Here is a 17897-nt window from a genome sequence, read left to right as displayed (position 1 = left end):
TGGCCAATCTTATTTAAGCATGTCAGAATTTGAACTCTTTGATGTAGCAATCGGTAACTATGTTTACTATCTTGACATTTTAGTCTAGGAGCCGGAAACACAGCCATAAAAAGGGTCTCCTTTGAGTGACCCGATAAAGATAATAGCAATTAAGCTTAGAAAGGGTAACCTAAACGGTTACTCTATTTTTGGGAATCTTAGGGAGTTAGACGTTAAAAAGACGACCTTTAATGAAGCAATACGAAAGTAGTTTAAAATTAGTACTATTTAATTAAAGAAGAAACTCGTCAAAAAAGTAGTCGGGAGAATAATTATTTAGTGTAAATGGAATTTTTATTAATACTATGGCGATACTTCAACTAAGGCTCTTTTCCATTACATCTACATGTAATTTTTGTTATAAAGTGAAACTAAGTTTGATAAGAAATTCATGAAAAACATTGATAAATCAACTTTTCATCAAAATCAAAGTGTTTAAGTAAACTTCATTTTTATAAAAACTATAAAAATTCATTAAAAGCTAACCCTTATTCAAAACTTCAAAATATCATAGGTAGGATATGAGGGAATTTTAGGTATGAAAAAAGGCTACACCTAATAGGTACTAGCCCTTCCTGAAAATTGTACTTGAAACGGAAAACACAATATAGTATAGCCGAATTTTTTTGATATATTGATGGGTATCAAGTCGTTGAAATCAAGATTCTAATGAAATATATTCAGCACCCTGTTCTTTTGCCCAATTATGTATATAACTGAGCAGCCTATATCCAAGGCCACTAGGGCGATGATTTACATCAGTAACCAAATCTTGTACAAATACATAGCGTTCATTATACAAATCTTCATGCCAGCTAATACCTGCTAAAGCTACGATGCTTGTATCATGATATAAAGCAAATAACTGTTGACCATCCTTACGCATATCATTTAATAATTCTAGATATTCCTCTAAAGTCAAATCAGTATGTAACTGATTTATTATCGGATATGCCTGTAAGAATTGATGTTCTACAGTTAACTCTACAATATTTTCCACTGGTATTTTCATATTAATTTCTCCTATCTTTTTTAATTTTTATTGCTTCGCCTTCCATAAATAGATGCAGATTGATTTTCTGACATATAAACCTGTCCAAAATTTTTGTTAGTTAAAAATGCTTCTATTTCAGTTGAATCTTTATCAATCTAGAGATGCATCACCCACTTAACCTACACTCGCTCACGAATTGGTTCGTTTTGAAAATGAGGGCCTTATCGCTAGCTGATAAAAAAGAAGCGGAACATAGTTAAGGTTCCTGCTTCTTTATGTTAATCTCACAAGATTCTAATAACAATATTATGAATGATTTTGGGTTGATTTTTCTAGTTCTTCTTCTTTTATCTTTAAGGCTACTAAACTAGCAAAGTCATGAATGATAGTGGCTGCCAATAGTGATGTGATTTGTGTTGGATCATAGGGGGGGAGGACTTCCACTAGGTCGAATCCAATAAAGTTAAATCCCTGCAGAGAACGAATCATCTCTAGGGTTTCAAAGCTGTTTAGACCGCCGACCTCTAGGGTGCCTGTACCAGGGGCACAGGATGGATCCACAAAATCTATATCAAAGCTCAAGAAACATGGTGTATCCCCAATGGTCTTCTTGACTTCTTTCAATACATCCTCGATTCCTCTTTCCTTCAGTTCAGGCGTAGTTATCACGTTGTATCCTAGATCCGTGCTGGAATCTATATCTCCTGGATGATTGAGCGTCCCTCTAATTCCAATTTGGAAAACTTTATCCGTTTGGAGCAAACCTTCCTCATATGCACGGATAAAAGGGGAACCATGCCAATATTTCTCTTCATAATAGGTATCCCAGGTATCAGTATGTGAATCAAAATGGAGCATTGCAACAGGTCCATGTACTTTTGCGGCAGCTCGCAGGTTTGCCAATGTTACAGAATGATCCCCGCCAATACCTATTGGAATGATTCCTTCTTTCATTAAGTCTGTCATTGCACTTTCAATTAACTCATAGCTTCGGTGTATATTATGGGGAATCACTGAAATATCCCCAATATCAATGGCATTACAATCGTCAAATGGGTACACCTTGTGTATCGGATGGTAAGGAAACAAGGTCATAGATGCCTGGCGGATTGCCTGTGGGGCAAACCGTGCTCCTACCCTGAATGAAGCAGCTGTATCAAAAGGTATACCTAATACTGCCAATTTGGCATTTTCTCTTGAAGCAGGTAAGCGCATGAATGATCCGGTCGTACAAAACTCTGGTTTTACGTCAGGAGATAACGGATATTTCATTTTTGTATTCCTCCATTTTCTTATTTCTTTCATAGTAGAGAAACAATGCAAATATCATGCCAAGTCGCTATTAAGTGATATCTATATGTTCTAACTAGATATTATTTGCAGGAGTTATGAAGGAGCGCATAATCTATGAAAAATTGAATCGCTTATCGGAAGGCGATGTACTACTTCATTCTCGTGAATAAAATCCAATACGCTGTCTAATATTGCATAATTTAAAAGCTTATTATTGCGAAATTCATGTATTTAAGGAAACAGGTAACCATTTGGCACAGAATTTGCATTTAGAATATTTGAAAATTTGAAAAATGGGGAGGTCTTTAAATCTATTAAAGATGTGTTAATCCTAATAAATGAAAGCGATTACAAGGAGGAATGATAGGTGGAAAATGGTGCTAAACTGAAAAGAACTCTAAAATTATGGCAAATTGTTATGATGGGGTTAGCTTATATGACGCCCATGGTCGTATTTGATACATTTGGTATTGTATCTGGAATTACGGGGGGGCACGTCCCAACAGCGTATATCGTTGCATTGGTGGGTATGCTTTTTACAGCCGCAAGCTATGGGAAACTTGTAAAAGTTTTCCCGACAGCTGGTTCTGCCTATACTTATACGCAAAAGGCAATTAACCGACATTTAGGATTCCTGGTAGGTTGGTCTTCGTTGTTAGATTATCTATTTTTGCCTATGGTAAATGCATTGTTGACCAAAATCTATCTCACAGCATTATTTCCAGAAGTTCCAACATGGATATGGGTAGTATTGTTTGTAGGGATTGTCACCATTCTCAATCTCCGGAGTGTTAACGTACTTGCTAACTTTAATACCCTTTTTGTTTTAATTCAGATTGCCATCATGGTGGTGTTCATCATTCTTGTTGTCAAAGGCTTGCATAATGGAGAAGGTACAGGCGAAGTGGTTACAATTCAGCCTTTCATAAATGGAGGAATGGACTATTCGGCTATAATAACTGGAGCAACCATTCTTTGTTTTTCCTTTTTGGGGTTTGATGCAGTAACAACACTTTCAGAAGAAACACCAGATCCGAAAAAAACGATTCCGAAAGCGATCTTTTTAACAGCCCTTTGGGGTGGAATTATTTTCATCACCTCTTCATTCTTTATTCAGCTCTTTTTCCCGGACATGTCCCGTTTTAAGGAACCAGATGCTGCTTTACCGGAAATCGCCCTTTATGTAGGTGGGAAGCTGTTCCAATCCATTTTTCTTTGTGCAACTTTCGTCAATACGCTAGCATCAGGACTAGCTTCACACGCCAGTGTCTCACGTCTTTTATATGTTATGGGCCGGGATAAAGTGTTTCCGGAAAAATGGTTTGGATTTATCCACCCTAAGTGGAAAACACCAGCTATTAATGTTGTCATAGTTGGAGTCATTTCTTTGTCGGCTTTGTTTTTTGATTTAGTGACTGCCGCATCACTGATTAACTTTGGTGCATTAATGGCATTTACTTTTGTAAATCTGTCAGTAATCAGCCATTTTGTCTTCAGAGAGAAGAAGCATCGAACTATTAAAGGATGTATCAATTATTTAATTATGCCTTTAATCGGAGCTATTTCAATTGCTATTCTCTGGATTAATCTTGAGACTAGCTCACTAATAATGGGGTTAGGCTGGTTTATAATTGGTTTTTGTTATCTATTATTTATCACGAAGGCATTCCGAACAGCTCCACCTCAATATCAAGTTGAAGAAATTCAGTTATAGAGTTTGAAAGGAAAAACGCATTTTAAAAAGGATGCGTTTTTTTCTATTTGTTTATTTCATCATCATATTTTAACATTATGCAAATTTGAATTGCTTATGAATGTATACATATGGTCTGGATGAATGAAGCGTGAATCCATGTAGGAAAGTGGCGATATACTACCAACCAGCAACATTGGTAAAGCTGGCACGGAAATTGCTTTATACATTTATAAGAATAAAAAATGAGGTGCTAAAATGGCAGTTAAAACTGAGGGGATTAAAAAACGCGAAAAGGATAATTCTCTGCAAGAATTCCAGGATATCTTAAAAGAAGCAATTGATGTTTTGGACTACCCAGATCAGGTTTTTGATTTTTTAAAAACACCAATGCGCTTTTTAGAAGTCTGTATTCCTATCCAAATGGATAACGGTGAGACAAGGATGTTTCAAGGGTACCGGGCTCAACATAATGATGCAACCGGTCCAACGAAAGGAGGGATTCGGTTTCATCCGGATGTCACTCCTGAAGAAGTTAAGGCTTTGGCGGGTTGGATGAGTTTGAAATGCGGAATAACAGATCTTCCATATGGAGGAGCAAAGGGTGGCATTGTCTGTGATCCCAGACAGATGAGTTTGTCTGAGCTAGAACGATTAAGCAGAGGGTATGTCAGGGCAGTCAGTCAAATAGTTGGGCCGACAAAGGACATTCCTGCACCGGATATGTATACAAATTCTCAAATAATGGCCTGGATGCTAGATGAATATGATCATATCAGGGAGTTTGATTCACCCGGCTTTATTACGGGTAAGCCATTGTCATTAGGAGGATCGAAGGGTAGAGAAACTGCTACTTCCAAGGGAGTATTATATACTCTTCAAATGGTAAGTGATTTAAAGAAAATGCCTATTCAGGGTATGCGAGTAATTATTCAGGGATTCGGGAATGTTGGAAGTTATTTGGCAATGTATTTGCATGAATTGGGAGCTAAGGTTGTCGGGATTTCGGATGAGCTTGGCGGATTATATGACCCAAACGGCTTAGACATTCCTTACCTTTTGGAAAACAGGGATTCGTATGGAGTCGTTACGAACTTATTTAAAGATTCATTATCCAATCAAGAATTATTGGAAAAAGAGTGTGATGTGCTAATTCCCGCAGCTATTAGCGGAGTGATAAATAAAGATAATGTCGAACGACTGCAATGTGAAATCCTAATTGAAGCAGCAAATGGACCGACAACAAAGGAAACAATCAAAATTCTCGATGAAAAAGGTATATTACTAGTCCCGGATATTTTGGCGAATTCAGGAGGAGTGATTGTTTCATATTTTGAATGGTGCCAAAACAATCAAGGATATTACTGGACAGAAGAACTTGTAGATACACGTTTAAAAGAAAAGATAACAGCCAGCTTTTTGAATGTCTATCATACTTCTCAAAAATTTTCCGTGAACATGAAAATTGCTGCTTATATAGAAGGGATTCGTAAAATAGCAGAAGCATCCCGGCTCCGAGGGTGGGTCAGGTTCTAAACTAATTAGGGCTTTACAAGAAAGGAGGCAATCAGTTGAATTTTGATATTATTTCTGAAAATAAAGAAAACCAGGCTATTCATCATTATTGCTTATTGTCAAAAAATTATAGATATGATGTGACTATTGCTTACTCGGCTCAGTTTTTAGGTAAAGCAATGGTCACCTCCCTTCAAAGCGGGAGAATGATCCTACTGTGTGCTGATGATATTCATTTAGATCAGTACTGGGCTCCGAAGCTTGGCATTGAACAAGAAGATATTTCTGAATTTCAATACTTTCTCAAGTCAGTCTTACAATCCCAATTTCATTTTGAACAATATTGAAGGAAGGAGTGATATATATGTACGTTGATGTGATTCTTAGTCCTTGTCATGGTAAAGTTGAAAAAGTTTTAATAACCAAAAATTCCGGATTCTACGAATGGGAACCATTGTTCCATATTAAGACGGCAGATGGACGTGAGGAAATCATCCATATTGGTGTCAGCGGTGAGATAGAATCATTGGAGGTACTAGAGGGGGAACAAGTGGAAACTGGCATGGTCCTCGCCTATTTTAAAGAAGATTTATTCGTGACCGGTAGCGATTAATATATAGAGAAAAGAAGATGAACTGAATCATCTTCTTTTTTTTATCTGCTTTCTGGATAAGGGCAGTTTGAAATTACATATGAAGCAATAATGGGGTTGGACAAATGTTTGCAATTTCTTGAAGTACTTTCTTTCTGGAAGATAGTCTATCTGGATGGTGCGGACCAGTAAAACAACCAAACTCCGCCCAGTCGTGTCGTGATTTGATACGACGGACATATAGGATTAATTATTCTAGTGTTATTTTAAAATTTGATACCTTTTCGTTATCCTTCTGTGATATCTGTCATCTATTCTTTATCTGTTTGTTCTTTGTATAGCAAATAACTATGCTATTATTGAAAAAATTAGCTAACTTACTAGCTTACAAGGAGGTAACAACATATGAAAAAATCAATCTTATCGTTAACGGCAGCGGCTGCAATATCTGGTGCATTCACTATTCCGGTACAAGCAGAAGATGTCAATGTGAAAGATGGAGACACATTATGGGGGATATCTCAAACATATAAAGTATCAATAGAAGATATTAAGGATTGGAACCATTTGTCTTCAGATACGATTTATTCAGGAGAAACATTACATATTTCTCAAGAAAAGCATTATAAGGTCAAGTCCGGGGACACGTTATGGGAAATTGCAGGCAAATATCATGTATCAGTAAATGACCTTAAATCTTGGAACGGTTTAAATTCAGATACAATCCATCCAAAGCAGGAACTAGTTATTAAACCTGGGACGTACAAAGATGAGGCAGCGAGCGTTAAGCCTGAACAGCCAGCAGCGCCAATTGAGCAAGCGAAACCAGCAGTACCAGCTGAGCAAACGAAACCAGCTGAGCAAGCAAAGCCAGCAGCACCAGCTGAAAAAGCAGAAAAAGAAAAAACAGTATCTAACAGTGAATTTACGAATCAATCAGGCATAGAAAAAGAGATTACTGTAAGAGCAACTGCATATACTGCTGATTGTCAAGGTTGTAGCGGCACTACAGCTACTGGAATCGACTTAAAAGCAAATCCGGATGCAAAAGTAGTAGCTGTTGACCCATCTGTCATCCCACTTGGATCAAAAGTGTATGTGGAAGGCTATGGCTACGCAACGGCAGAGGATACCGGCAGTGCTATAAAAGGAAATAGAGTAGATATCTTTATTCCTAATGAGCAGGATGCTTTAAATTGGGGCGTTAAAAACGTGAAAATACAAGTATTGAATTAACTCAATCATATAATTGATTGTTTAGAAAATATCTTTTTCTTCGTTGCGGCGAGGTACAAAAAACGACTCATTTTTTCTAATAGTCTAATATCGCTCAATAAATAACATTACATGCGTAATAAGAGTGAAAGGGGGAACATCGTGAACACAGATCAAGCATTTGACCTGTTAAAGGATGCAGGAGTAACAGAAAGTATTAGCATTCAAACTGTTAGACGTTGGATGCGTGAAGGTAAAATTAAATACGAGGGGGGAAACAAGAATAGAAAAACTGGATACATAATTGATGATACAGATCAAGCATTTGACCTGTTAAAAGATGCAGGAATAACAGAAAGTATTAGTATTCAAACTGTTAGACGTTGGATGCGTGAAGGTAAGATTAAATACGAGGGAAACGGGAATAGGGAAACTGGATACATAATTAATGATACAGTCTCAAAGGTGTCAATAAATGATCGTATTGATCAAAATAAGGACGAGATCATTCACAGATTAAAATTAAAAATACAAGCACAAGATAAGCATATAAAAGGAATTGAAGAACTTCATGAGTCTGCAAAAAAAATATTAATCCAGCAAAGAGATAAGTTTAAAAAGGAAGTTGTAATACTAAAGAATGAGAAAAGTAAATTACAAATTGAAACAAAGGATTTATTAAAAGAAAATATTGAATTACGTAATGAATTGATAAAAGTAAAAGAAAACAAAAGAGACAATTACAATTTCGACTCCAATAATCAATCAAATGATTATAGTGAAAAATTAGGACTTGCAAAAATGGCGAGTAATAAAGACGTGATAGCAGAATATAAAGGGTTATTAAAAATAACTCATCCAGATCATGACGGCAACGCAAAGGTATTTCATTACATTAAGACTGATTACGATAATTTCAGAAAATTTATCAAAGGCAAATGATGAGTAGTGTAGTAGTGTTTAATTTCCTAACATAAATGTTGAATAGGGAAAAGAAAAGAACTAAGTGAAAGTTAATCAGAATTTGGATTTCCATGCTGTTGGATGACAATAAATCTGTTACTTTTAAGTTCTTTATGAAACAGGTGGCGGTTAAAAGAAGTCCGATTTCCTTAATAAAAAAACACCCGATTATTCGGGTGCATACTTAATCATTCCATGTAAATAAACCGAGCATTCTCTTTGAATACATCCTCTTAAAGTGATTTTTCCTTCACTTTTCTAATTCTTTAACCAATTCTTCAATCTTATTTTAGTATCTTTAGGAATCTCTATTGAAAGAAGCATTCAAAGATGTTTAAATAGTCTATTTTTATTCATTAGACCATCCCCCTTTATCTACTTTCTTCAACATAAAGTAGTTTTTTTCTGTGAATTCCCATTGATTATGTAAAAATGAACATAATATATCAGTATTGGTGACTTAGTAAACATAGTAGAGGGACTTTGCTATTTAATGAATTATTTAAATATCATTTAACAAAACCTTGTCAATATCTATCTACCAAGTGATAAACGTATAGAAGAAATGCTTTGTTGTTATCTCCACATACTATATAAGCATAATGGATGAGGTTTTTGACCAAGAACAAAAATGAACTAGTCATAAATAAATAGATAGAGTAACGCTTGTCCAAACATTTGCATAATATAAATAAGACGTGAGGAAGCACCTGACGTCACATTAGACTGGCATTTTATAGTCAGTCTCTTTTTTTGAACTAACCTTACCCAAAACATAAAAGTATAGGCCACCCGTTTTGATAGTGTAGTAATGGTAAGGTATTGTGTGGTGTCATAAATTAGGGTCATAAATAAAGTGTAAAAGTGGGATACGCCAAGAAATATGGACATGCTAGGGTAAGTGCAATTAGCTAATATTTGGTAGTTAACTTCGAGAATTAGAAAAAATCAACTCTGAGAAGTTCACATAAAATTGAATTTGCTTGATATTCTTCAAGTCAGTCTGTCTGAAACCTTTGACTACTAGAGAGATAGAAAATCAAACAATTAACGAATACATTAACAATGATGAGGAAGGAAAGCCGCCATTTATGATCTGAACTCTAAATAGTAAACACACAAAGAAAAGCATATTTAAGCAGTTACATGATAGGGCTGTATATGGCTTGCTAGGAGCTATAAAATAGATATTGTTAAGTAGTTATTTGTATTTGTTAATTAAATCTAATATGGCAAGTTCTATTATGTCGGATTTATTAAACTTCTGTTGATCTGCGAACCTATCAAGCAAAGTCCCAACTTCTTCGTTTATGACAATCGTTTTTCTTACTTTGTTGCCTTTTTCTAAAGTGACTACCCTTTGATAAAGATCATCTCTTTGACTATCTTGCTGATCATCAAGAACATATGCCTTTATCAGTTCCTTTAATATCGTAACTTCTTCAGGTGTGAAAACGGTGTGAATATATTTTTCACCTTCATTTCTTACACTCTTCACATCGAGTGTAATAGGTTGTGAACTTCTTGGTAAAGTATCATTCAGGTCGGGGGAACTTTGTTTAACATTAGGAAAACTATTTTTTGATTCAATGAACTCAAACACTGACTGATAAAGGGGTTCTTTCCCTTCTTTTGCATAAAACCAGCCTTTCGGATTTTTGTTCCTGTATTCATATCCTGCATTGTGTAACGCATTCTTTAATCGTTTCTCTCCAATGCCAACCTTGTCCTGTGCGATTTTTGCTATTGTATTTCCAGTTACGGATAGTTCATCTAATAGCTCTTTTATTTTCATATTTCACACTCCATTACGACTATTATTCACATATTCTCCATACTTGTGTGAATTACCTCCATTTTTTTCAACTTCTCCTGTAAATGAACGGTGTACGTTAAACTAAGGAAAATGAGTCGTGAACGGATAGTAAAGGAATCCCAAAGTGGGATATGATTTATAGCTAGGATCTTCTTTTAAAGCTTTAAGGGTTGTCTCTATTGTACGTACAACTTATCCTATTCTGTGGTCCTTCTGGTGACTATTTTTGTATAGCAATTTCAAAATAAACAGGACATTTGTCGGAAGGGGAATATAAAATCTAAGGGGAATTAGTAAGGTGGATTGAATAAACAAAAAAGAGGGAGATGGAGCTATGAAGAAATTACTTACTGGTTTGGTAGTATTATCAATAGCCCTGGGTATATCATTTTCCACCGCTTCAGCATCTGCTGGAGGATTTCACCACCCGCAAAGCTGGGATAAAAACTCGATTTTGCGGAAGGACACTCTTGGGGTGGAAGTAAGAAATATGCAGTATATCCTCAATGTAATGGGTTTTTATACTGATTCAGCAGTGGTTGACGTTGATGGGGTTTTTGGGCCGAAAACCGAAGCGGGTGTAAAGAAATATCAAAAAGAAAACCATCTCCAAGTGGATGGTGTTGTTGGCCCCAAGACATGGGCAAGTTTTTCACAATATATTAAAAAGAATGGCGAGAACACATATGGAGCAGGCGGGAACATGGGTCTCAGAATCAAATGGAAGTACGACGATTCTTCCTATACATCCGGCTCAAAAGCCTATATTTACGGTAATGGAGATACATTAAGTGACCAATATCGCTTGTATGCGAATTAAAAACCCAGGAAGGAGGCCCTTTTTAGTTAAATGAAGATAAAACGATGGGGAAGCCTTGCATAAATGATTTACTAAGCGTAAGCGATCCAGTATCAAAGAAGGAGAGGGGGGATAGTTCTATTAAATTTCTCCTTTTTATTAGTTTCAGGTTAATTGTAAAAAGCCGATGATTCCTAGGTAGGAATCATCGGCTTTATTCATTTAGAAATATGTGTTTTCTTTGTGAATTAAAACCCCAAATGATTAAAATCTTTATAAAGAAAGGTCTTCCATGCTTAACCACTCCGAGGATTATACCTCAACAGAGTTGAAAATTGAGGTAAATTAAAATAATGCTCATTCGGGGAGTGAACATCACTGAGCACCACCATTCTAGTATAACCTGACTGTTATAATCTAATATAAATGAGATTTATTAGGTTAGCGTTTTAGTTCAGATTCTTTTTTCTTTTAGGGAGCTTGATCTCGAGTTTCAATAGGTATATGGCATCAATCGCTAACGTCTCAAGTGGTTTCCTGCTTAGATTCCTTTGTAAATAGGAGAAAAACTCGTCAAAAAAAAATAGTATGGCTTTGAATAAACGTTTTTAAGTAGAGGTCCACATGCATTAAGGGATGTTATCATTTTTGTAGATTCTTCAGAAATTTACATATCCTGATAAAACAGTTGCCCATGTGCGAATAAAATTTTGGGACAAGAATAAGTTTCTAACCGTTTGATAAGTTGTCTCGAGGGGGAGTAATTATGAGTATCAGGAGGTTCAAAAAAGAATGAGAAAAAAATGATAGAAGAAAGTATAAGGGGAAGGTTCAGTAGGGACTAATATTATTCGTTTCCAGTATAAATTTCTCCCATATAACTCACAAATATAGAAAAATATTTAGGAACTGATATATCGACATCGCAGACAATCATTTTAGAAGTAAGTTTAACTAGCTTGACAACATACCCCCATAGGTATAATATGAGGTTATAAATTGAAACACAGGTGGTGGATTTGATTTTTTATTTGCTTCTATTAACTGTCGTGATTTTGGTCCCTAGTTTGTATAAACGTTATGTTCCTGTTAAAAACGTTCCTTGCGAAAAGAATAATAGTAAACATCATAGCGCTATTTTATTAGATATAAGGGCTTATAATCAAAAACAGGATGATATCAATAGAGATGCTTTGAATATCCCTTATGCATATTTGAAACGTTTTAATAAAGAAATCCCACATGAAAACATTCATGTAATTGCTTCCGATAAAATAGAAGTGAACTTGGGGCTGCGCTTCTTAATTGGAAAAGGAATTAAGGTAACCAGTTATGAGATAAGTGATTGTGTTTGTAAATAGATGGGTGGGTAGAATATGGAATACGATAAAAGCGTCATCAATCGGTTAAAGCGAATTGAAGGACAAATTAAAGGAGTTCTAGGAATGATGGAGCAGGGAAAAGACTGTAGAGATATCGTCACACAGTTGTCTGCTGCACGAAATGCAATTGATAGGACTATGGGCGTTATTGTAAGTGCAAATCTAGAACAATGTGTTCGGGAAAACATAGAGAAAGGTGAAGGCACTGAACATCTTGTAAAAGAAGCTGTTAATTTATTGATAAAAAGCAGATAAAAGAAGTAAAGTAAGCTGTCATCAACGGTAAATTTAGGTGATATTCTGGAAAATGTACAAGGTAGTGTCGTTGTACCTCGATTAACACAAAATCTAAACAAAACGAATTTATTAGTTATTTAAAAAGGAGTGTTAAAAATGGCTTATATTTTACAAGTGGATTTTAAAATGGATGGACCATTTGGTAATGACATGGTTGAACAATTTACTGAATTAGCAAAAAGCATCAATGATGAAGAAGGGGTGATTTGGAAAATTTGGACTGAAGATAGCGAGGCAAAGGAGGCTGGTGGTATTTATCTGTTTGAGTCAAAAGAATCAGCTCAAAAATACTTAACTATGCACACTGCTCGATTAAAAGGATTTGGTATTGAGACAGTTAACGGGAAAATATTCGAAGTGAATGAAGGATTAACACAAATCAATCATGGTCCGTTTAAATAAGAGGTGTCTGTTAATCTAATCAAGATAGTTTACCTATATGTATGGTTTAAAACATACAGGAGGATGTGGTTAAGGAGCCTATCCTTCTGTATTCAGGGATCTCTCAAAAAAACCTGGTGTATCCAGTTCCTTTTATAACATTTCAAAAGAAGAGGGTTGACGAAATAAACTTTTTACCATAACATATACCCTACTGGGTATTTTAAAGTATTTGAAACTAAACTAATAAAGTATCCATTTAAAAGAATATTTTTTTAATGAAAAATATACCCATACGGGTAATTAGGAATCAAGGGGGAAAAACAAATTGACTGAAAAGAAAAAAACAACGATCATTTTATTTAGTGGTGATTATGATAAGGCCATGGCGGCCTATATTATCGCAAATGGTGCAGCGGCTTATGATCATGAAGTAACCATCTTCCATACTTTCTGGGGATTAAATGCTTTACGAAAAGATGAGCCATCGACATTAAAAAAAGGCTTCTTTGAAAAAATGTTTGCAAAAATGATGCCTCGAGGTTCTGATAAGATGGGGTTATCCAACATGAACTTTGCTGGAATGGGCCCTAAAATGATTAAACATGTAATGAAAAAACATAACGCCATGTCACTGCCTCATTTAATTGAGTTGGCTCAAGAACAAGAGGTCAAATTAATAGCTTGTACGATGACAATGGATTTATTGGGCTTGCAACAAGAGGAATTATTAGATGGAATAGAATACGCGGGTGTGGCAGCTTATCTAGCAGACGCAGAAGATGGTAATGTAAACTTATTCATTTAAGTAATAAAATGTGAAATAGGGTAAATTTCATGGTAAGGAGGGGAGGATATTAAAATGGGAACAGCATTTAATGTCATAATAATAGGGGCAATTGCTTGGTTTTTATTTCAGCGCTTTGTCCCGGCAAAGGGAATTAAGAATATTAATACGAGTGAGTTAAAAGCTCAATTAAGTAACAAAGGAAGTAAGCAATTTATTGATGTCCGTACACCTAATGAGTATAGGGGCAATCATATTAAGGAGTTTAAGAATATTCCCTTATTCGAACTTCATAAAAGAGCACAAGAACTTTCAAAAGATGAAGAAGTCTTTGTCATCTGCCAAAGTGGGATGAGAAGCAGTAAAGCAAGTAAGTCATTAAAAAAACTTGGATTTAAAGAAGTTACCAACGTAAAAGGCGGCATGAGTGCTTGGCACAATTAAAAGGAGGTATTTCAATCATGAAAGAAATCTCACCAAATGAAGTGAATGCATTATTAAAAGGAAACTCGACAATTAATATTATAGATGTTCGGGAAGTAGATGAAGTAAAGGCTGGGAAAATACCCAATGCTACGCATATCCCATTGGGCCTCGTGGAATTTCGAATGCAAGATTTGGATAAATCAAAAGAATATATCATGGTTTGCCGTTCAGGAGGCAGAAGTTCAATGGCAGCAAAGTTACTTGAAGATCATGGATATAAAGTGCTAAATATGACAGGCGGTATGCTTGAATGGAACGGTCCAATAGAATAATTTTTAAATTCTTAAATACCCCCATCTGTATTAGCAAATAAGGAGGAAAAAAACATGATTGAAACAAATTCCGTATTAGATGCAAAAGGATTAGCATGTCCAATGCCGATAGTAAGAACGAAAAAAGTAATGAACGGCCTGGAAGCAGGAGAAGTGCTAGAAGTTCAAGCGACGGATAAAGGGTCAACTGCAGATATGAAAGCTTGGGCAGAAAGTACAGGTCATCAATATTTGGGTACAGTTGAAGAAGGAACCGTTCTTAAACATTATCTTCGGAAAGCAAGTGGTGAAGAGCATGAAGTAAAAAAGCATGAAAAAGTCATTTCAAATGAAGAACTTCTACAAAAAATAGAAGAAAATCAAAACACGATAGTACTTGATGTACGTGAATCGGCAGAATATGCGTTTAATCATATTCCAGCTGCTAAATCCCTTCCAATGGGTGAATTAGAAGAACGTTTTAGTGAACTGGATAAAGAGTCTGAGATTTTTGTCATATGCCGAACCGGTAGCCGAAGTGACCTGGCTGCACAAAAACTAACAGCTGCAGGATTTAAACAAGTGGTTAATGTTGAACCGGGCATGAGCCAATGGAATGGTCCTACACAAAAATCAGTGAATGAATAACATATAATCCTAAAAATGGAGGGGCATATCATGTCTAAAAAAGTAGCGATAATAGCTAGTAACGGTGTGACGCATATAAAGTATTTAACATTGCAACAGCAGCAGCAGCAACGGATCAAGAAGTAGCTATTTTCTTTACATTCGAAGGCTTAAATTTAATCCATAAAGTAGCGAATCAGCAACTACCGATGCCAGAAGGTAAGGAACATTTTGCAGAAGGATTTGCGAGGGCTAATGCACCTTCTATTCCTGAGTTACTTTCTATGGCACAAGAAATGGACGTCAAGTTTATTGGATGTCAAATGACCATGGACGTTATGGGCTTGGAAAAAGAAGCCTTCATTGACGGCATCGAAGTCGGTGGAGCTGTTACATTTTTAGAATTCGCGAAAGATGCGGATGTAACTTTAACCTTTTAAGTCAGGTAAAAAATTTTGAAACGCTAAATACTATAGGGGGTATATTTTATGGCGTTAAATGAAATGACAGCCAAAGAGGTTTCAAAGAAAGTAATCAATAAAGCTGAATTATTTATTTTGGATGTTCGAAATGAAAGTGATTTTAACGATTGGAAAATTGAAGGAGAGAACTTTGAATTCCTTAATATTCCTTACTTTGATTTACTGGATGGCGTTGAAGAAATCATCGATAAAATTCCAGCAAATAAAGAAATTTTAGTTGTCTGTGCAAAAGAAGGCTCATCTATTATGGTTGCTGAAATGCTATCTGAAGCAGGGCTGGATGTTTCTTATTTGAAGGGCGGAATGAAAGCATGGAGTGAACACTTAGAACCAGTGAAAATTGGGGATTTGAATAATGGCGGAGAAATCTACCAATTTGTACGTCTCGGTAAAGGTTGTTTATCTTACATGATCATTTCTAATGGTGAAGCAGCCGTTATTGATTCCACAAGAATGACTGATATCTACGTTGATTTTGCCGATAGTATTGGAGCGAAGATCACTCATGTATTTGATACGCACTTACATGCTGACCATATTTCAGGTGGAAGAAAAATAGCAGAAAGTGCAAATGCAACTTACTGGCTACCACCAAAAGATGCAACAGAAGTAACTTTTGAATATCAGCCATTAGAAGGCGGTAAGGTGGTTACGATCGGTCACACAGCTATCAATATTCATGCTCTATACTCCCCGGGCCACACGATTGGTTCCACTTCATTTGTAGTCGATGAAAAATACTTGCTTTCAGGAGATATTCTATTCATCGATTCCATTGGTAGACCGGACTTAGCCGGATTAGCTGAGGATTGGGTAGGAGACTTGAGAGAAACACTTTATACTCGCTATAGAGAATTGTCAGACGAGTTAATCGTACTGCCATCTCATTTTATGATCATTGAAGAATTAAATGAAGACGGCAGTGTTGCAAAGAAATTAGGAGAGTTATTTACAGAAAATCATGGTTTGAACATTGCTGACGAAACAGAATTCAGAGAGTTGGTTACAGGAAACTTACCTCCACAGCCAAACGCATATCAAGAAATCCGTGAAACGAATATGGGGAAAATCACCCCTGATGAGGAAAAACAGCGCGAAATGGAAATTGGACCAAATCGTTGTGCGGTTCGATAAACTTAAGAAAAGATTATAAATACTACGAAAACAGGAGAGATGTATGATGAATTCAGATAAAATGTTAGATGCTAAGGGACTTGCTTGTCCGATGCCGATCGTTAGAACAAAGAAGGCTATGAATGATTTACAATCTGGTCAAGTGTTAGAAATACATGTGACAGATAAAGGCGCTAAAGCAGATTTAGCTGCTTGGTCAAAATCTGGTGGCCATGAGCTAGTAGAAACTGCAGAAGAAAATGAAGTTCTAAAATTTTGGATTAGAAAAGGCTGATAATGATAAGGGAACCCTATTGGTTCCCTTCTTTTCAAGGAGGCAATAAAAATGGATATTACTTTTATCATAACCATCTTTTTGATAGGATTTATAGGTTCATACATTTCAGGAATGCTAGGTATAGGCGGATCCATCATTAAATACCCAATGCTTTTGTATATACCACCACTTTTCGGTTTAGCGGCTTTTAGTGCTCATGAAGTCTCAGGAATAAGTGCAGTACAAGTATTATTTGCATCCATAGGTGGTGTCTGGGCTTATCGTAAAGGTGGCTATTTAAATAAGACGCTCATCATCTATATGGGTGTTAGTGTACTAATAGGTAGTGTCATTGGGAGTTTTGGGTCGCAATCCATGTCTGAAGACGGGATAAATATCGTATATGGCCTACTTGCTCTAATAGCAGCTGTCATGATGTTTATTCCTAAAAAAGGAATAGATGGCGTTCCTTTGGATCAAGTAACCTTTAACAAATGGCTTGCAGCAATTTTAGCCTTAATTGTCGGTTTGGGTTCAGGGATTGTCGGTGCAGCCGGTGGATTCTTATTAGTTCCTATTATGCTAGTTGTCTTGAAAATCCCAACTAGGGTAACAATCGCCTCTTCCTTAGCGATTACATTCATTTCATCGATTGGCGCAACGGTAGGGAAAATCTCAACAGGGCAAGTTGACTTCTATCCTGCCTTGATCATGGTTATAGCAAGCTTAATAGCGTCTCCACTAGGAGCGATGGCTGGTAAAAAAGTGAATACAAAAATACTTCAAGTCATCCTAGCTTTATTAATTTTGGCAACGGCTGTGAAAATTTGGATGGGGATTTTGTCATAAGATTTTTGGGGATATTGGACCCTTACCTTGACAGGGAAGGGGGCGT

Annotated in this window: 20 protein-coding genes and 1 pseudogene; 18 read left to right on the top strand and 3 right to left on the bottom strand. The window is 36.1% G+C overall.

The annotated features are described in order from the left end of the window. Nucleotides 1-697: 697 nt before the first annotated feature. Together JFV29_RS02320 and speB are read right to left on the bottom strand one after the other, a co-directional pair. A complete protein-coding gene (locus tag JFV29_RS02320; protein WP_201181002.1) occupies nt 698-1051 on the bottom strand; it encodes a GNAT family N-acetyltransferase in 354 nt (117 codons plus the stop codon). A gap of 288 nt (nt 1052-1339) precedes the next feature. After that, nucleotides 1340-2305: an agmatinase gene (gene speB, locus JFV29_RS02315; protein ID WP_056523038.1), complete on the bottom strand. Its 966-nt coding sequence runs from the start codon at nt 2303-2305 to the stop codon at nt 1340-1342. 388 nt (nt 2306-2693) lie between these two features. On the opposite strand from speB, the gene JFV29_RS02310 reads away from it, so the two are divergent. The 6 genes from JFV29_RS02310 to JFV29_RS02285 all read left to right on the top strand — a co-directional run bounded on the left by JFV29_RS02310 (nt 2694) and on the right by JFV29_RS02285 (nt 8283). Then, nucleotides 2694-4040 (top strand): APC family permease, encoded by a 1347-nt coding sequence (locus JFV29_RS02310; protein WP_057217832.1) that lies wholly within the window; start codon nt 2694-2696, stop codon nt 4038-4040. Between the two features lie 237 nt (nt 4041-4277). Further along, complete coding sequence (locus tag JFV29_RS02305; protein ID WP_201181001.1) at nt 4278-5555, top strand: Glu/Leu/Phe/Val family dehydrogenase; 1278 nt, start codon at nt 4278-4280, stop codon at nt 5553-5555. 35 nt (nt 5556-5590) lie between these two features. After that, the gene (locus JFV29_RS02300) at nt 5591-5881 is read left to right on the top strand and encodes an SAV0927 family protein (protein ID WP_053345620.1); all 291 of its coding nucleotides are present in this window, start codon (nt 5591-5593) and stop codon (nt 5879-5881) included. A 17-nt stretch (nt 5882-5898) separates the two neighbouring features. Continuing rightward, nucleotides 5899-6147 carry a hypothetical protein gene (locus tag JFV29_RS02295; protein WP_201180999.1) on the top strand — a complete coding sequence of 83 codons (249 nt, stop codon included), beginning with the start codon at nt 5899-5901 and terminating at the stop codon, nt 6145-6147. Nucleotides 6148-6531: 384 nt separating this feature from the next. After that, nucleotides 6532-7362 carry a 3D domain-containing protein gene (locus JFV29_RS02290; RefSeq protein ID WP_201180997.1) on the top strand — a complete coding sequence of 277 codons (831 nt, stop codon included), beginning with the start codon at nt 6532-6534 and terminating at the stop codon, nt 7360-7362. Between the two features lie 141 nt (nt 7363-7503). Continuing rightward, on the top strand, nt 7504-8283 hold the full coding sequence (locus tag JFV29_RS02285) for a hypothetical protein (RefSeq protein ID WP_201180996.1): 780 nt from the start codon (nt 7504-7506) through the stop codon (nt 8281-8283). Between the two features lie 1222 nt (nt 8284-9505). Here the strand turns inward: JFV29_RS02285 and JFV29_RS02280 are convergent. Then, nucleotides 9506-10099, bottom strand: a complete 594-nt coding sequence (locus JFV29_RS02280; protein ID WP_201180994.1) for a hypothetical protein — start codon at nt 10097-10099, stop codon at nt 9506-9508. 355 nt (nt 10100-10454) lie between these two features. On the opposite strand from JFV29_RS02280, the gene JFV29_RS02275 reads away from it, so the two are divergent. The 12 genes and pseudogenes from JFV29_RS02275 (at nt 10455) to JFV29_RS02220 (ending at nt 17851) form a co-directional block, all read left to right on the top strand. Beyond that, nucleotides 10455-10940: a peptidoglycan-binding domain-containing protein gene (locus JFV29_RS02275; protein WP_201180992.1), complete on the top strand. Its 486-nt coding sequence runs from the start codon at nt 10455-10457 to the stop codon at nt 10938-10940. Between the two features lie 998 nt (nt 10941-11938). Further along, entirely contained in the window at nt 11939-12280 is a 342-nt protein-coding gene (locus JFV29_RS02270; protein WP_201180990.1) for a sulfurtransferase, read from the top strand. Between the two features lie 15 nt (nt 12281-12295). Beyond that, the gene (locus JFV29_RS02265; protein ID WP_053345627.1) at nt 12296-12556 is read left to right on the top strand and encodes a metal-sensitive transcriptional regulator; all 261 of its coding nucleotides are present in this window, start codon (nt 12296-12298) and stop codon (nt 12554-12556) included. A gap of 138 nt (nt 12557-12694) precedes the next feature. Next, a complete protein-coding gene (locus JFV29_RS02260) occupies nt 12695-13000 on the top strand; it encodes a monooxygenase (RefSeq protein ID WP_056523023.1) in 306 nt (101 codons plus the stop codon). Nucleotides 13001-13307: 307 nt separating this feature from the next. Then, entirely contained in the window at nt 13308-13787 is a 480-nt protein-coding gene (locus tag JFV29_RS02255) for a DsrE/DsrF/DrsH-like family protein (RefSeq protein ID WP_201180988.1), read from the top strand. A 54-nt stretch (nt 13788-13841) separates the two neighbouring features. Next, nucleotides 13842-14210 carry a rhodanese-like domain-containing protein gene (locus JFV29_RS02250; RefSeq protein WP_201180986.1) on the top strand — a complete coding sequence of 123 codons (369 nt, stop codon included), beginning with the start codon at nt 13842-13844 and terminating at the stop codon, nt 14208-14210. A gap of 17 nt (nt 14211-14227) precedes the next feature. Then, nucleotides 14228-14524 (top strand): rhodanese-like domain-containing protein, encoded by a 297-nt coding sequence (locus JFV29_RS02245; RefSeq protein WP_201180984.1) that lies wholly within the window; start codon nt 14228-14230, stop codon nt 14522-14524. A 54-nt stretch (nt 14525-14578) separates the two neighbouring features. Next, the gene (locus JFV29_RS02240) at nt 14579-15151 is read left to right on the top strand and encodes a sulfurtransferase TusA family protein (protein ID WP_201180982.1); all 573 of its coding nucleotides are present in this window, start codon (nt 14579-14581) and stop codon (nt 15149-15151) included. A 30-nt stretch (nt 15152-15181) separates the two neighbouring features. After that, nucleotides 15182-15570, top strand: a pseudogene (locus tag JFV29_RS02235) (DsrE/DsrF/DrsH-like family protein). 48 nt (nt 15571-15618) lie between these two features. Beyond that, nucleotides 15619-16746: an MBL fold metallo-hydrolase gene (locus JFV29_RS02230; protein ID WP_201180981.1), complete on the top strand. Its 1128-nt coding sequence runs from the start codon at nt 15619-15621 to the stop codon at nt 16744-16746. Nucleotides 16747-16792: 46 nt separating this feature from the next. Continuing rightward, a complete protein-coding gene (locus tag JFV29_RS02225; RefSeq protein WP_053345635.1) occupies nt 16793-17020 on the top strand; it encodes a sulfurtransferase TusA family protein in 228 nt (75 codons plus the stop codon). A 51-nt stretch (nt 17021-17071) separates the two neighbouring features. Further along, a complete protein-coding gene (locus JFV29_RS02220) occupies nt 17072-17851 on the top strand; it encodes a sulfite exporter TauE/SafE family protein (protein ID WP_201180980.1) in 780 nt (259 codons plus the stop codon). Nucleotides 17852-17897: the final 46 nt, after the last annotated feature.

This window comes from Peribacillus sp. TH16, assembly GCF_016651095.1.
Taxonomy (GTDB): Bacteria; Bacillota; Bacilli; order Bacillales; family DSM-1321; genus Peribacillus; species Peribacillus butanolivorans.
This window is presented reverse-complemented; position numbering and strand designations above follow the sequence as displayed.

Bases quoted from the DNA above. Each gene is read 5' to 3' on its own strand.
- JFV29_RS02305 (WP_201181001.1), top strand. From the start codon at position 4,278: ATGGCAGTTAAAACTGAGGGGATTAAAAAACGCGAAAAGGATAATTCT.
- JFV29_RS02275 (WP_201180992.1), top strand. From the start codon at position 10,455: ATGAAGAAATTACTTACTGGTTTGGTAGTATTATCAATAGCCCTGGGT.
- JFV29_RS02245 (WP_201180984.1), top strand. From the start codon at position 14,228: ATGAAAGAAATCTCACCAAATGAAGTGAATGCATTATTAAAAGGAAAC.
- JFV29_RS02240 (WP_201180982.1), top strand. From the start codon at position 14,579: ATGATTGAAACAAATTCCGTATTAGATGCAAAAGGATTAGCATGTCCA.
- JFV29_RS02280 (WP_201180994.1), bottom strand. From the start codon at position 10,099: ATGAAAATAAAAGAGCTATTAGATGAACTATCCGTAACTGGAAATACA.
- JFV29_RS02320 (WP_201181002.1), bottom strand. From the start codon at position 1,051: ATGAAAATACCAGTGGAAAATATTGTAGAGTTAACTGTAGAACATCAA.
- speB (WP_056523038.1), bottom strand. From the start codon at position 2,305: ATGAAATATCCGTTATCTCCTGACGTAAAACCAGAGTTTTGTACGACC.
- JFV29_RS02250 (WP_201180986.1), top strand. From the start codon at position 13,842: ATGGGAACAGCATTTAATGTCATAATAATAGGGGCAATTGCTTGGTTT.
- JFV29_RS02265 (WP_053345627.1), top strand. From the start codon at position 12,296: ATGGAATACGATAAAAGCGTCATCAATCGGTTAAAGCGAATTGAAGGA.
- JFV29_RS02260 (WP_056523023.1), top strand. From the start codon at position 12,695: ATGGCTTATATTTTACAAGTGGATTTTAAAATGGATGGACCATTTGGT.
- JFV29_RS02230 (WP_201180981.1), top strand. From the start codon at position 15,619: ATGGCGTTAAATGAAATGACAGCCAAAGAGGTTTCAAAGAAAGTAATC.
- JFV29_RS02290 (WP_201180997.1), top strand. From the start codon at position 6,532: ATGAAAAAATCAATCTTATCGTTAACGGCAGCGGCTGCAATATCTGGT.
- JFV29_RS02295 (WP_201180999.1), top strand. From the start codon at position 5,899: ATGTACGTTGATGTGATTCTTAGTCCTTGTCATGGTAAAGTTGAAAAA.
- JFV29_RS02220 (WP_201180980.1), top strand. From the start codon at position 17,072: ATGGATATTACTTTTATCATAACCATCTTTTTGATAGGATTTATAGGT.
- JFV29_RS02225 (WP_053345635.1), top strand. From the start codon at position 16,793: ATGAATTCAGATAAAATGTTAGATGCTAAGGGACTTGCTTGTCCGATG.